The organism is Agromyces albus, assembly GCF_030815405.1.
In the GTDB taxonomy this organism is placed as follows: domain Bacteria; phylum Actinomycetota; class Actinomycetes; order Actinomycetales; family Microbacteriaceae; genus Agromyces; species Agromyces albus_A.
Window position 1 is genome coordinate 2,817,647 of sequence record NZ_JAUSWX010000001.1, and the last position, 13,427, is coordinate 2,831,073.

Annotated in this window: 13 protein-coding genes; 6 read left to right on the forward strand and 7 right to left on the reverse strand. The window is 72.5% G+C overall.

The window, feature by feature from the left end; translation table 11 throughout:
* Positions 1 to 17: 17 nt before the first annotated feature.
* Together QFZ29_RS13250 and QFZ29_RS13255 are read left to right on the forward strand one after the other, a co-directional pair.
* Complete coding sequence (locus QFZ29_RS13250; protein ID WP_373426213.1) at positions 18 to 2,132, forward strand: molybdopterin oxidoreductase family protein; 2,115 nt, start codon at positions 18 to 20, stop codon at positions 2,130 to 2,132.
* Complete coding sequence (locus QFZ29_RS13255) at positions 2,129 to 3,745, forward strand: FAD-dependent oxidoreductase (protein ID WP_306894523.1); 1,617 nt, start codon at positions 2,129 to 2,131, stop codon at positions 3,743 to 3,745. Before QFZ29_RS13250 ends, QFZ29_RS13255 begins: the two co-directional genes overlap by 4 nt.
* Before the next feature lie 68 nt (positions 3,746 to 3,813).
* On the opposite strand, the gene QFZ29_RS13260 is transcribed toward QFZ29_RS13255, so the two are convergent.
* From QFZ29_RS13260 to QFZ29_RS13270, 3 genes are read right to left on the reverse strand one after another with little or no spacing between them, the layout of a single operon-like run.
* On the reverse strand, positions 3,814 to 4,998 hold the full coding sequence (locus QFZ29_RS13260; protein WP_306894524.1) for a molybdopterin molybdotransferase MoeA: 1,185 nt from the start codon (positions 4,996 to 4,998) through the stop codon (positions 3,814 to 3,816).
* Positions 4,995 to 5,258, reverse strand: a complete 264-nt coding sequence (locus QFZ29_RS13265; protein WP_306894525.1) for a DUF6457 domain-containing protein — start codon at positions 5,256 to 5,258, stop codon at positions 4,995 to 4,997. Before QFZ29_RS13265 ends, QFZ29_RS13260 begins: the two co-directional genes overlap by 4 nt.
* Before the next feature lie 41 nt (positions 5,259 to 5,299).
* Positions 5,300 to 5,917, reverse strand: coding sequence for an NTP transferase domain-containing protein (locus tag QFZ29_RS13270; protein ID WP_306896722.1), 618 nt, complete (start codon positions 5,915 to 5,917; stop codon positions 5,300 to 5,302).
* An 86-nt stretch (positions 5,918 to 6,003) separates the two neighbouring features.
* Here QFZ29_RS13270 and QFZ29_RS13275 point away from each other — a divergent pair, with 86 nt between their 5' ends.
* The 4 genes from QFZ29_RS13275 (at position 6,004) to QFZ29_RS13290 (ending at position 10,131) form a co-directional block, all read left to right on the forward strand.
* Positions 6,004 to 6,564 carry a hypothetical protein gene (locus tag QFZ29_RS13275; RefSeq protein ID WP_306894526.1) on the forward strand — a complete coding sequence of 187 codons (561 nt, stop codon included), beginning with the start codon at positions 6,004 to 6,006 and terminating at the stop codon, positions 6,562 to 6,564.
* The gene (locus QFZ29_RS13280; protein ID WP_306894527.1) at positions 6,561 to 7,190 is read left to right on the forward strand and encodes a DUF1684 domain-containing protein; all 630 of its coding nucleotides are present in this window, start codon (positions 6,561 to 6,563) and stop codon (positions 7,188 to 7,190) included. The genes QFZ29_RS13275 and QFZ29_RS13280 overlap by 4 nt, the downstream gene beginning before the upstream one ends.
* Before the next feature lie 357 nt (positions 7,191 to 7,547).
* Entirely contained in the window at positions 7,548 to 9,059 is a 1,512-nt protein-coding gene (locus tag QFZ29_RS13285; RefSeq protein ID WP_306894528.1) for a DEAD/DEAH box helicase, read from the forward strand.
* Positions 9,060 to 9,576: 517 nt separating this feature from the next.
* A complete protein-coding gene (locus QFZ29_RS13290) occupies positions 9,577 to 10,131 on the forward strand; it encodes a peptidase inhibitor family I36 protein (RefSeq protein WP_306894529.1) in 555 nt (184 codons plus the stop codon).
* On the opposite strand, the gene QFZ29_RS13295 is transcribed toward QFZ29_RS13290, so the two are convergent.
* The 4 genes from QFZ29_RS13295 to QFZ29_RS13310 all read right to left on the reverse strand — a co-directional run bounded on the left by QFZ29_RS13295 (position 10,128) and on the right by QFZ29_RS13310 (position 13,337).
* Entirely contained in the window at positions 10,128 to 10,643 is a 516-nt protein-coding gene (locus QFZ29_RS13295) for a hypothetical protein (RefSeq protein ID WP_306894530.1), read from the reverse strand. The two genes, QFZ29_RS13290 and QFZ29_RS13295, sit on opposite strands and share 4 nt — an antisense overlap.
* Complete coding sequence (locus tag QFZ29_RS13300; protein ID WP_306894531.1) at positions 10,640 to 11,272, reverse strand: RNA polymerase sigma factor; 633 nt, start codon at positions 11,270 to 11,272, stop codon at positions 10,640 to 10,642. The genes QFZ29_RS13295 and QFZ29_RS13300 overlap by 4 nt, the downstream gene beginning before the upstream one ends.
* Positions 11,273 to 11,836: 564 nt before the next feature.
* Positions 11,837 to 12,076, reverse strand: a complete 240-nt coding sequence (locus QFZ29_RS13305; protein WP_306894532.1) for a hypothetical protein — start codon at positions 12,074 to 12,076, stop codon at positions 11,837 to 11,839.
* Positions 12,030 to 13,337 carry a S1C family serine protease gene (locus QFZ29_RS13310; RefSeq protein ID WP_306894533.1) on the reverse strand — a complete coding sequence of 436 codons (1,308 nt, stop codon included), beginning with the start codon at positions 13,335 to 13,337 and terminating at the stop codon, positions 12,030 to 12,032. The genes QFZ29_RS13305 and QFZ29_RS13310 overlap by 47 nt, the downstream gene beginning before the upstream one ends.
* Positions 13,338 to 13,427: the final 90 nt, after the last annotated feature.

Here is a 13,427-nt window from a genome sequence, read left to right on the forward strand (position 1 = left end):
CACCTGGAGTACCACTCGTGACCATCGCCTCCGGCGTCGCCGACACCCATTGCCCGTACTGCGCCCTGCAGTGCGCCATGACGGTGACGGCGGCGCCGGATGCGGCCGTTCCCGGGCCAGCCGCCACGATCGCCGGGCGCTTCTTCCCGACGAATCGCGGCGGCCTCTGCAAGAAGGGCTGGACCTCGGCCGAGTTGCTCGGCTCGACCGAACGGCTCACGAGCCCGCTCCGCCGCCGCGCCGACGGCGGCTTCGACGAGATCAGCTGGCACGAAGCGCTCGATGAGATCGCCGAGACCCTCCGCCGCAGCCGCGCCGAGCACGGCGCCGACTCCGTCGGCGTGTTCGGGGGCGGCGGACTCACGAACGAGAAGTCCTACCTGCTCGGCAAGTTCGCCCGCGTCGCGCTCGGCACCTCGCGCATCGACTACAACGGCCGCTACTGCATGTCGTCGGCGGCGGCAGCCGGCAACCGCGCCTTCGGCGTCGATCGCGGCCTGCCGTTCCCGGTGACCGACCTCGACGACGCCGACACGATCCTGATCCTCGGCTCGAACGTCGCCGAGACGATGCCGCCGTTCATCGGCCACCTCGAGGGCGCCCGAGCCGCGGGCGGGCTCATCGTCGTCGACCCTCGAGTAAGCGCCACCGCGCGTCTCACCCACGACGGCGGCGGGATGCACCTGCAGCCCACGCCCGGCAGCGACCTCGTGCTCCTGCTCGGGCTCATCCACATCGTCATCGCCGAGGGCCTCGTCGACGAGGAGTACGTGGCCCGGCGCACCGTGGGTGCCGCGAGCCTCGCCCGGAGCGTCAGCCAGTGGTGGCCCGAGCGCGTACAGGAGCACACGGGCGTGCCCGCATGGGAGCTTCGCTCGGTCGCGCGCCGCCTTGCCGCGAGTAACGGCAGCTACATCCTCACCGGCCGCGGCGTCGAGCAGCACGTCGACGGCACCGACACCGCAACCGCGGCGATCAACCTCGCGCTCCTCCTCGGCCTTCCCGGCACCGGCCGATCGGGCTACGGCACCCTCACCGGCCAGGGCAACGGCCAAGGCGGTCGCGAGCACGGCCAGAAGGCCGACCAGCTCCCGGGCTACCGGAAGATCACCGACCCCGACGCCCGCGCCCACGTCGCCCGAGTGTGGGGCATCGACCCCGACTCGCTTCCCGGCGCCGGCCTTCCCGCCGTGCAACTCCTCGCGTCCCTCGGACAGCCCGACGGCGTGCGCTGCCTGCTCGTGCACGGCTCGAATCTCGTGATCTCCTCGCCCGACGTCACCGCGGTGCGTGCGGGCATCGAACGGCTCGACCTGCTCGTCGTCTGCGACTTCTTCTTCACCGAGACGGCCTCGCTCGCCGATCTCGTGCTGCCCGTCACGCAATGGGCCGAGGAGGAGGGCACGATGACCTCCCTCGAGGGCCGCGTCCTCCGCCGCCGGGCCGCCCTCGCGCCGCCCGCCGGGGTGCGCGACGAGCTCTGGATCCTCAGCGAGCTCGCGCGGCGACTCGACGCACCCTCGACGTTCAGCGACCGGCCCGAGGAGGTCTTCGAGGAGCTGCGGCTCGCCTCCGAGGGCGGCCTCGCCGACTACTCCGGCATCAGCTACGAGGCGCTCGACCGGGGTGAGGAGGCCTACTGGCCGTATCCGCGCGGCTCGGCGGGCACGCCTCGACTCTTCCTCGACCGGTTCGCCCACCCCGACGGACTCGCGCGCATCGTGCCCGTGCGCCCGTCGGCCAAGGCCGAGCCGCTGCACCAGGGCGGTGCGCTCACGCTCATCACCGGCCGCGTGCTCGAGCACTACCAGTCGGGCGCGCAGACCCGGCGCGTCGACGAGCTCCAGTCCGCCCAGCCCGAAGCGCGAGTGCAGTTGCATCCGGCGACCGCCTCCCGACTGGGCATCGAGGACGGCGGCTGGATCGAGCTCGAGACGGCGCGCGGCACCGCCCGCGGTCGCGCCGCGATCACGGGTGACATCCGTCAGGACACCGTCTTCATGCCGTTCCACTTCCCCGGCGACCAGACCGCGAACCTGCTCACGCTCTCGGCCACCGACCCGATCTCGGGAATGCCCGAGTTCAAGACCGCCGCGGTGCACGTGCGCCCGATCCCGGAGGCGATCTCATGACCACCCCCCTTCGCGTGCTCGTCGTGGGCTTCGGCCCCGTCGCGGCACGATTCGCCGAAGACCTACTGCCTGCGCTCGAGTCGGGGGCGATCGAGCTCACGATCGTGGGCGCCGAGGCATCCGATGCCTACAACCGCGTGCTCGTCGCCGAGTACGCCGTCGGTCATGCCACGCTCGCCGGAATGGAGATCGCCGACACCGTCGCGTTGCGCGGGGCCGGTGCGAGCGTGCGCACCGGCGTCGCCGTGCGATCCATCGATCGCCGCGCCCGCACCGCGACGCTGAGCGACGACTCCGTCGAGCCGTGGGACCGCCTCGTCTTCGCGACCGGCGCCCGTGCCCTCATCCCACCGCTCGGCGGCCTCGAGCAGTCTCGCCTCATGAACGACCGCGAGCGCGAGGAGCTGCTGCTCCGATCCAACGACCAGGAGCTCGCCGACGGCGTGACCGCGTTACGCGACCTCGCCGACGCCGACGCGGTGCGTCTCGCGGTGCGTGACCGGCGCCGCGTCATCGTGCTCGGCGCCGGCGTGCTCGGCCTCGAGATCGCGCTCGCCGCCGCTCGCGAGGGGGCCGACGTCTGCGTCGTGCACACCGGCGGGTTCCCGATGGGCCGCAACCTCGACCGGGGCGCAGGGCACGTGCTCACCGCCGCGGCTCGCGCAGCGGGCGTCAGCCTCATCGCGCACAGCCGCATCGAAGACGTGGTCTACACCCACGACGAACAGGGCAGGGCCCACTTCGACGCGCTGCTCTCCTCCGACGGCAAGATGATCCACGGCGACCTGCTCATCCTCTCGTGCGGCGTGCGGGCGCGCACCGAGCTCGCCCGCAGCGCACGCCTGCCCGTGGCATCCGGCATCCTCGTCGACCGCGACCTCTCGAGCTGGGGCGACGCCGACGTGTTCGCGATCGGCGATTGCGCCCAGGTGCTCGCGAAGCCCGACGAGCTCATCGACCTCGAGAACGCGCCGGGTGCGCCGTCGGGACTCATCGGGCCGGGCTGGCGCCAGGCCGAGTGGCTCGCTGCGCGCCTTCGCGCCGAGGTCGCCGGACTCCCCGCACCCGAGCTGCTGCCGATCGAGTCGCCGTCGGTCGTGACGCTGAAGGCCGAGGGCGTCGATGTCGTCGCCGCGGGCGACGTGTCTGCCGAGCCGTGGGACGACGACCCGGTCACGACCGGCGCGCCGCGACGAGTCGCCCAGTGGGCGGATCCCGAGCACGGCCGTTACGTGAAGCTCGTGACTCGCGACGGCGTGCTCGAGGCGATGGCGTGCGTCGGGATGCCGCGCACCGCGGCCGAGCTCACCCTGCTCTACCAGCGACGCGGCGAGTTGCCGGCCGACCGCTCGGTGCTGTTGCGGCACGACGGTCCCGACCATGTCGCCGCGGCGGCATCCGACGACCCGGCCGCAACGGTCTGCTGGTGCAACGGCGTCAGCGCCGGGCGCATCACCGAGGTCGCCGCAGAGGGCCACACGACCGTCGAGAGCGTCGGCGCGTGCACGCGGGCGGGCACCGGTTGCGGCGGCTGCAAGTCGCGCATCGGGGAGCTGCTCGAGGCGTACCTCGAGTCGAGCGCAGCGGCGGGCGCGGAAGAGGTCGCGGTCTGAGGCTCGGCGGGCTCTGAGGCAGGCGCTGAGGGGCTCTGAGGCGAGCCCGCAGGCTCACCGCCGCGGCGTCACCACGGCAGCGGCAGCGCCGCGACGCGCTCGCCCCGACGCGCGCCACCGGTTGGCACGATGAGCAGACCCTCCGCCTCGGCCAGGCCGCGCAGCATGCCCGATCCCTGCCGCTGCGTCGGCACCGCCCCGCCCGGCTCGCGGCGGTAGGCGACGAAGCGCGTCACGCGCGCACCCGCGAGGTCGGCCCCGAGCTCGATCTCGTGCGGAGGCGCGGCGGGCCGCCCGAGCATGCCGTCGAGGAGCGGCACGCCGAGCACGATGAAGGCCACCATCGCCGCCATCGGGTTGCCGGGCAGGCAGAGCACGGCGCGCTCGGGGCCGAGCCGGGCGAGCATGGTCGGATGCCCCGGCCGCATGGCGATGCCGTCGACCTCGAGCTCGGCCCGCGCGGCCTCGAGCGCAGCGCGCAGGTGGTCGGAGGCGCCGCGCGCAGTGCCGCCCGTGCAGATGAGCAGCCGCCCGTCGCCCGCTCGCAACGCATCGACGGTGCGATCGAGGAGGTCGGGCACGCGCTCGACCGAGCCGACGTCGGCGCCGAGCGAGGCGAGCAGGCCCGGGAGCTGGACGCCGTAGGCGTCGCGCACCGAGCCCGGCTCGGGGATGCCGCGGGTGACGACCTCGTCGCCGAGGAACGCGAGGTCGACCACGGGCCGCTCGCGCACGGGCAGGAGGTCGTGCCCGGCGACGGCGGCGAGCGCGAGGCGCGGCGGGGTGAGCACGGCACCGGCCGCGATGAGGATCTCGCCCGAGGCGCTCTCCTCGCCCGCGGGGCGGATGTGCTCGCGCACGCGAGGCTCGTCGGCCCGCGCGTCGGGGCCGCGATACAGCACGCCGTCGGCGACCGCGCCGTGCTCGGAGCGGAGCACCCCCACTTCACCAGACGGCGTGGGCGCCCCCGAGGCGACCGGACGGGCAAGTCCCGCCGTGAGCGGCCGTGGCGGCGGATCGCCCGCGCGGAGCGGCTCGGCGAGACGCCACGGCGGGTCGCCCGCGACGACCCAGCCGTCCATGGCCGAGGTGTCGTGCGCCGGGATCGCCGCGTGCGCCTGCACGTCGAGAGCGAGGGTGCGTCCGAGCGCGCCGGGAGCGAGCTCGACGTGCTCGGCGGGCGTCAGCAGGGCTGATCCCACTCGATGGGCGGCCGCCCGCGCGGCATCCCAGGCCACGTGCCGCAGGTTCACCCGGCCTGGCTCGTCTCGGCGATCAGGGCGGTGACGGCGGCCGACGCGCGCCGAACGGCCTCCGCGTCTCCGCCGGCCCGCCCGGCGGCGATGCCGACGAGCAGGGTGGTGAGCGGTGCCGCGGGGCGCATCACGGCGTGGGCTGCGTCGCGGGCGACGTCGAGCGCGAGCTCGATGTCGACCGGATAGTCGGCGCCGAGGTCGAGCGCCTCGGCGACGCGCCGCGCCCATTGCTCGAGCGTCATGCTGTCGTCGGTCATGACCGTTCCTCCCGTCGACGTGCCGAGGGCACGCAATCAGCCTATGGCGTGCCGTTCCCGGGTGACGTTCGGAGTCGGATGCCGGCGCGCGCCGCGTCGTCGGGAGTGTCGACGTCGTCGGTGAGACCGGGCTGCAGCGCCACGTCGGCGAGGTCGAGCCCGGCGAGCACCCGACGGAGTGAGAGGTTCTCGAGGCCGCCGCGGGCGTACGCCGCGTCGACGGCAGCACGGAGGGCCGCGGCGCGGTAGACCGCGAGGAGCGGCTGGCGCACTCCGTCGGCGTCGACCGCGACGCATCCGTCGGGCCCGGTCGCCGCAGCGAGCAGAGGGCCGATCGCTTCATCGGCGCGCGGGAGGTCGACGGCGAGCACCACCACGCGCTCAGGCGTCTCGGGCAGCGCCGCGAGACCCGCTGCGAGCGCGGCGGCCGGTCCGCCCCACCGCGGCAACTCGCTCACGGCGCGGACCCCGGCCTGGAAGCGGTCGTCGTCGAGACCCGCGGCACCGACGACGACGATGGCGGATGCCCCGGCCATGGCATCGAGCGCCCGATCGAGCAGCCGGCGACCCTCGAACTCCAGCTCGGCCTTGCTCCGGCCGCCGAGCCGGCTGCCTCGTCCGCCGGCGAGCACGATCGCCGCCCAGTCGCCGTCGCGCATCTCCACGAGGCCTACGGTACGCCCGTGCAGCGCTGGGAATCGCAGCGGAGCTTGGCAGCGGCATCCGACCGCCTTACTCTCGGCTCATGAGGGTGCTTCTGAAACTCACGCTCGACTGCACGCCCGACGCGGCGTGGCGGGCCCTCAAGAGCCCTGCCGTGCTGCGCGAGGTCGTGGCGCCGTGGCTCGACTTCACTTCACTCGAAACCGGCGGACTGCCCACCGAGTGGCCCGAGGGCGAGCATCGGGTGCGCACGCTCGCCTTCCGCCGCTGGCCCGCAGGCGAGGAACTCGTCGACGTGAGCTACCCGGGCGGGCTGCCCGCCGGGGTCCGGATGCTCCGCGACGCCGGCGGCGCCATCACGGGGCCGTTCGCCGCCTTCGACCGCTGGGATCACCGCATGGCCGTCTCGGCCCTCCCCGACGGGCGCACCCTCTACCGCGACCGCCTGCTCGCGAGCGCCGGCGCCCTCGACGTGCTCGCGTGGTATCCCACGTGGGCGTTCTGGCAGTGGCGCGGGATGCGGCTCCGCCAGCTCGCGCCGGGCTGGGCCTACGACCCGCCGGGAACAGCGGATGCCGCGGCAGCCGAGCACTCCTCGCCGGTCGCCGGAGCAGTCACGCGAGACGGCGAGGCGCCCGCATGAGCAGTTCGATCGGAGCGCTCCAGCTCGCCGACTGGCGCCGCCGGGTGTTCGGCCTGTACGCGGGAGTGCGACAGCTCAGCGTGCACGACCCGGCGGCCGGCCACGAGCTCTGGACCTCGGCACGTGACGAGCTCTTCGCGGGGCATCCGCAATCCCCGCTGCTGCCCGACGACCGGGCCGACTTCACCGGCCTCAGGGTCACGCGCTACGACCCCGACTGGCGGTTCGAGGTCGAGGTGCGCCGCGCCGACGAGCCGCTGCGCATCACGGTCGACAGCGCGACCGACGGGCCGATCCCCTTCTCGCTCGTCGGCGTCGTGCGGCTCCCCTACGTCGGCACGCTCGACGTGTGGCGGCTCACGGGCTACGGCGGCGGCCTGTTCCTGCCCGTGAAGGACGCGCTCGCCGGTAAGCCCGGCGGCACCTACGGCGGCGGGCGATACCTCCTCGACACGGTGAAGGGCGCCGACCTCGGCACGGGCGCCGACGACGACACGCTCGTCATCGACTTCAACTTCGCCTACAACCCATCGTGCGCGTACGACCCATCTTGGTCGTGCCCGCTCGCGCAAGCGGGCAACACGGTGCGCGAGGAGATCCCGGTGGGCGAGCGGATGCCGCGGTGAGCTTGCTCGCTCGACCACGTTTCAGAATTCAGGAGCCGATCGGCGTGTCGCGCCGGTCCGCTCGGCGTGTCGCGCCGACACGCCGAGCCCGTTCCTGAATTGTGGCGGCTCTATGGGTGCACAGGGTGCACGCAGGGGACGTGCGCTACAGTGGGTGATGGCGAGCGCGATGACCGCGCCGCTCGCGTCGTAGAAACGCTTCCCGGGCACTGTGCTTTTCGTGCAGGAGCCCGTTGACTCTCATACGGCGAACGGATGTGCCGACCGGCACCTTCGCCACTTCCCCATCGTCGGGGTTCCGACACGGCTGCTCCGCGGCCGGCTCGACCGCCGATGGTTTCTGCCTGAAAGGCACCAGTGACCGACACCACCTTCAGCACGCTCGGCGTGCCCGCTCCCCTCGTCGCGGCTCTCGCCGCCGATGGGATCACCTCCCCGTTCCCGATCCAGGTCGACACCCTGCCCGACACGCTCGCCGGACGCGACGTGCTCGGCCGCGGCAAGACCGGCTCGGGCAAGACCCTCGCCTTCTCGATCCCGATGGCCGCGCGCCTCGGTGGCGTGCTCGCGGGCGGCACACGTCGCCCCGGCCGTCCCCTCGGCCTCGTGCTCGCCCCCACCCGTGAGCTCGCGACCCAGATCGACGCGGTGCTGGCACCGCTCGCCGCGGCCTACGGCATGAAGACCACGACGATCTTCGGCGGCATCAGCCAGAAGCGCCAGGTCGACGCACTGCGCGCCGGCGTCGACATCGTCGTCGCCTGCCCCGGGCGCCTCGAAGACCTCATGAAGCAGGGTCACGTCTCGCTCGACGCGATCGAGATCACCGTGCTCGACGAGGCCGACCACATGGCCGACCTCGGCTTCCTCCCGGTCGTCACCCGCATCATGGACAAGACGCCCACCGGCGGTCAGCGCCTGCTGTTCTCGGCGACGCTCGACAACGGCGTGGACAAGCTCGTCAAGCGCTTCCTCCAGAACCAGGTGCTGCACTCGGTCGACGAGGCCAACTCGCACGTCGCCGCGATGACCCACCACGTGTTCGAGGTCGACGACGTCGACCAGAAGAACGAGCTCATCAGCACGCTCGCTTCGGGCACCGGCCGCCGCATCCTCTTCATGCGCACCAAGCACCACGCGAAGAAGCTCGCGAAGAAGCTCACCGACCAGGGCATCCCCGCGGTCGACCTGCACGGCAACCTGTCGCAGCCGCAGCGCGACCGCAACCTCGCCGCGTTCGGCGACGGCTCGGTCAAGGTGCTGGTGGCCACGGATGTCGCGGCGCGCGGCGTGCACGTCGACGACGTCGAGCTCGTCATCCACGTCGACCCGCCCACCGAGCACAAGGCGTACCTGCACCGCTCGGGCCGCACGGCTCGCGCCGGCAGCGCGGGCGATGTCGTGACGATCAGCCTGCCCGCCCAGAAGCAGGACCTGAAGACGCTGCTCCGCAAGGCCGCCATCACGGTGACCCCGCAGCGCGTCACCGCCACGTCGGCCCCTGTCACCACCCTCGTCGGCGACGTGGCCCCCTACGTGAAGCCTGCTCCTCGCGAGCAGTACCAGCAGCAGGGCGGCGGCCGCTCGCAGGGCGCCAACGCGCAGCGCAAGCGGTCAGCTCGCTCCGGCGAAGGCCGCGGCCAGTCGGATGTCGGCACGGCATCGCCTCGCCGCGACCGCTCCGGCCGCACCGCCGAGACCAAGGCGCAGGCGCCGAAGCAGGGCGGCGGCCACAGCCGCGGCGCGCAGACGACGGGCGCCCAGCGCGGCACCTCGGCGCGTTCGGGCTCGGCCAAGCAGCCGATCCGCGTTGGTAGCCTCGTGTCGCCGTCGCGCAACGACCGCGGCAACCGGCGCGCGCAGGGCTAGTCGCCCACGCAGTTCAGAACGGCCCCGATGAGTTCGCTCATCGGGGTCGTTTCGCATGTGAGGGCGTGAGGGCGCACGCGTCTGCGCGAGCGCACGACGCCCGACCGGGAAATCCGCTGGGGTCCTGGCGTGCGATCGCCCGCCAGGACCCCATCCGTCGGGCGACGACCCCCATCGCCGCCCTCGGTCCCCGCCATTGAGGCGGGGGATCGGGCCGTTCCCCCTGATCGGCCCTGGTCTTCATCAGCCGGGCATCACCAGGCGCCCATCATCGCGCGCCCGATCTCGCCGCCCACGAGCACCGCCACGGCGACCGCCATCCCGGAGCCCGCGGCGAGCGCCGCGACGGCCGCCCATGTCTTCGTGCGCCTCATGCTGCCCCCTCGATCCGTTCACAGGGGTATGTCCGGCAACTCGCATCGGGTTCCCTCGGCCGGATCGCGAACCTGTGAGCCCTCACCGGACATATGAGTGTGAGGATGCGGCGCGCCCGGCGCCGACCGACGAAGGGAACCCGATGAAGCTGCAGACGATCGGCGCAGTACTCGCGACCGTGATCGCATTCGCCCCCGGCAACGGCCTGAGTCAGGCCCCCGAGGTCGGCCCACCGGCGGCATCCGACATCGTGCACTGTGCTGTCGAGGTACAGCCCACCGACGCGAGGTCGACCGCTGGGCGCGCGCCGGCCGAGCCGGTGTGCTTCGGCACCCGCGCCGAGGTAGACGGCTACCTCGACGGCGTCCTGCGCGCCGACGACGGCCGGATGAGCACCGCCTCGGCGTCGACGATCCTGGGCCGGGTCTACACCGACGTGAACGGCGGCGGCTCGAGCCTCGCGTTCTGGGGATCGAGCGGATGCTACGGAGTCACGTTCGGGTTCGCGAGCCTGCCCTCGGGCTGGAACAACACCATCAGCTCGGCGGGCGGGTCGAACGGGTGCTGGGTGACGCTCTACACCGAGACCTCCTACGGCGGGAGCCGGCTGAACTGCACGCCGTGGTGCGGCAGCATCGGGACCCTCAACGATCGGGTGAGGTCGCTCGTCTTCCGCCCGACCGGCACGTTCGGCTAATCGCCGGGGGCGAGGGGGGCGAGGCCGAGTGCCGCACAGACCGACTCGTTCGGCGACGGCACCACGGCCGCGCTCCCGTCGTCCATCACGCAGACCTGCAGTTCTTCGGGAACGCGACCCGGTGGGTTGCTCGCCGCCGTGGGGTCGAACTCGTCGTCGAGCACGCCCTGCTCCCACATGAGCGTGCACATGGCCGTGGCATCCGCGACCCGCCCTTCGCCGCTGGGCGAGGAGATCGTCGCGGCAGAGCCCGGATAGCTGCCGTCGGCGTTGCGCTCGGCGGCGCTCAGGCAGTGGACCAGCTCGGTGTTCGAGACATCGGCCGGCGGCATGAGCATGGCGCCCGCGGTCGCGGCGACGCCGAGCGCGAGCACGCCGGCGCTGCCCCAGCCGATGAGCCGAAGCCGGAGCTCACGCGCCCGACGAGCCGGCTCGGAGCGGACGTGGTCGAGCAGCATCGCCCGGGTCGCGGCATCGCGGGCCGAGGGCCGCTCGTTCGACGATTCGTTCAACTCTGCACCTCCAGGCCTTCGGCGTGAGCAGGCGCAGGCCCGTGGGCGGGTGCCGGCTCGGCCCTTGCTCCTCGGCGATCGCCGAGCGCCTCCCGCAGCTTCGCGCGGGCACGGTGGAGCCGTGACTTCACCGTGCCGATCGGGAGGTCGAGCACGCTCGCGACCGACGCCATCGGCAGCTCCTCGACGAGGCAGAGCTCCACTACGCGCTGTTCGACCGGATTGAGCCGGCGCAGCGCCGCCGAGAGCTCCTTCGACGCCGGTTCACCGTCGAGGCGCTCGGTGATCTCGAGGCTCGGGTCGTCGACATGCTCGGCCGGCGGGAGCTTCGCGAGCAGCCGGCGATAGCGCCGACCCGAGCGCTCGCTGTTGAGCGAGACGTTCGTCGTGACGACGAGGAGCCACGGGAGCAGGGACCCGTCGACGAAGCGGACCGACGAGCGGCGACGCCAAGCCTCGAGGAACACCATCGCGACGATGTCCTCCGCCTCGGAGACGTCGAGCACGCGCGAATGCGCCTTGCGGAAGATGCGGGCGCGGTACCGGTCGTAGATCACGCCGAACGACTCCTCTGTACCGGATGTCGCCTCGAGCCAGAGGGCCGCGTCTGATCGCTCTTCCTCAACCATGTGCCGCCCAGCATATCCGCGCGGCCCGGCGACCCGTGTCTCGTCCACCCCCTGGCACGGGTCACCGTTTCTCGCGTCGGATGCACCGACTCCCCGCCTTCACCGCCCACGCCGATCCCTTCGTCGGGGCCCCCATTGTGTTGTCCCTGCACAGATATGTCCGCATCATGCGCTTCGGTTCCCCGCGCCGCCGGTCGATTCGTCGCGGGCAGATCCCCATCCGTCGGGGCGGCGACCCCCATCGCCGCCCTCGGTCCCCGCCGTGACGGCGGGGGATCGGGCCGTCCAGTCGCAGGGTGGCGGCGGACGCTCGAATGGCGCCAACGCGCAGCGCAAGCGCGCGCACCACGCGACGGCGAGGGCCGCGGGCGCGGCCAGGCGGATGTCGCCCCAGCGATCCCGCGTCGTGACCACTCCGGCCGCGCGGCCGAGACGAAGGCGCACGCGCCGAAGCAGGGGGCGGGCCACTGCCGCGGCGCCCAGACCTCGGGCGCCCAGCGCGGGGCATCCGCTCACGGTGGCGCGAAGCAGCCGATGCGCGTCGGCAGCCTTCAGTCGAAATCGTCAGTAGCTCGCGTAGAAGCTGCTGAGCACGCGGTCGACCGCGTCGAAGTCGGCGTCGCTGATGGCCTGTGCCGCGACGATGATCGAGTAGGTGCCCGAGTTGTCGTTCGCGCCGACGATGACGTAGGTGGCCTCGCCACCGCATCCGGTGAAGGTCTCCCAGACGCCGACGTGCAGCCCGTCATCGAACGGCTCACGGCCCGTGGAGACGCAACCGTGCGCGGCGAGATCGCCCGTCACGAGGTCGGCTGCAGCATCCGGCGCCATCGAGGCCGCCGCCTGCGAGGCGTAGATCGTGACGCCCCGGCGTCGACCAGGTGCCCTCGTAGCCGGCGAGGTCGGGGGCGGCCGAGACAGCGTCCCAAGTCGTCCCGTTCGTGTCGGTGACGGGTGCGCCGTCGATCTGACTCCAGCTGGCGGGAACTTCGAGGCTGATCGAACCCGAGTCGTCCGTGATACTCACGTACTCGCCGGATGCCGGATCGTCGGTGCCGCCGCCCACGACCGGGACGGCCGTGATCGCGTCACCGTTGAACTGGCCGCGGTAGTACGAGTCCTCGGCGGGTCGGTACAGCTCCACGGAGATCGTCGCGTCCTGGCCGTGGGTGCGCAGCACGTCGCAGTACTCTCTCATCGTGCCGTCGACGGCGAGGCTCACGCCCTCCATGCGGGTGAGCAGGTCGCCGGGTTCGACGCCCACCTTGTCGGCGGCCGACCCGGACTTCACCGAGTTCACCCACACGCCGATGCCGGCGCCGTCCTCGTCGACAAGGGCCTCGCCGTTGATGCCGAGGCTCAGCACGTCCTTGCCGTCGACGAGGTCGCCGATGACCTCGAGCACCTCGTCGCGGTGGATGGCGAAGTTGTAGTCGAGCTCGTCATTGCCGGCGTAGTTCACGCCGACGACCGCGCCCGCGCTGTCGACCAGCGGTCCGCCCGAGTTGCCGCCGCGGATGCGGGCGTCGTGCTCGATCACGCCGTCGATCGATGCCCACGGTGTCTCGCCGCTCGTGAGCGCCTTCGATACGATGCCCTTGGTCTCGGTGAAGGTCGGGTCGCCGAGCGGGTAGCCGGCGGCGTAGACGTCGAGCGCGGTCTCGATCTCGCCCTTCCGCCAGTCCATGAACGGATAATTGCCCCGCTCGAGCTGCACGACGGCGAGGTCGAGACACTCGGAGGAGCCGAGGACCTTTGCGCTGAGCTCATTCGTCGTGTCGCCGCCGCGCCAGACCTTGAGGGTGCCGGCGCCGGTGACGACGTGGTTGTTGGTGAGGGCCAGTCCGTCGGGGGTGATGATGAAGCCCGAGCCGCGGCCGGCAGACTCCAAGCCGCCCTCCTCGGGCGAGACGAACGTGCCGACGGCTTCGAGCTGGATGGTCGCGGACTGCACGCCGTCGAAGCCGACGGGCGCGTTCGCCGCAGTGGTGACGCAGCCCGCGAGCACGATGACGCTTGCCGTTGCACCCACGAGCAGGCTGATTTTAGCGGTGTTCTCAGGCATGATCCCAACCGTACGGTCGATGGTGCATGCGGCAGTAGCGTGCTACCACCGGGAACTGTGCGGGGGCTGGCACTGAGGTGCGGCCGCCGG

Excerpts from the sequence above, each read along its gene's own strand:
- QFZ29_RS13255 (WP_306894523.1), top strand. The coding sequence starts at position 2,129 with ATGACCACCCCCCTTCGCGTGCTCGTCGTGGGCTTCGGCCCCGTCGCG.
- QFZ29_RS13265 (WP_306894525.1), bottom strand. The coding sequence starts at position 5,258 with ATGACCGACGACAGCATGACGCTCGAGCAATGGGCGCGGCGCGTCGCC.
- QFZ29_RS13270 (WP_306896722.1), bottom strand. The coding sequence starts at position 5,917 with ATGCGCGACGGCGACTGGGCGGCGATCGTGCTCGCCGGCGGACGAGGC.
- QFZ29_RS13275 (WP_306894526.1), top strand. The coding sequence starts at position 6,004 with ATGAGGGTGCTTCTGAAACTCACGCTCGACTGCACGCCCGACGCGGCG.
- QFZ29_RS13280 (WP_306894527.1), top strand. The coding sequence starts at position 6,561 with ATGAGCAGTTCGATCGGAGCGCTCCAGCTCGCCGACTGGCGCCGCCGG.
- QFZ29_RS13290 (WP_306894529.1), top strand. The coding sequence starts at position 9,577 with ATGAAGCTGCAGACGATCGGCGCAGTACTCGCGACCGTGATCGCATTC.
- QFZ29_RS13300 (WP_306894531.1), bottom strand. The coding sequence starts at position 11,272 with ATGGTTGAGGAAGAGCGATCAGACGCGGCCCTCTGGCTCGAGGCGACA.
- QFZ29_RS13310 (WP_306894533.1), bottom strand. The coding sequence starts at position 13,337 with ATGCCTGAGAACACCGCTAAAATCAGCCTGCTCGTGGGTGCAACGGCA.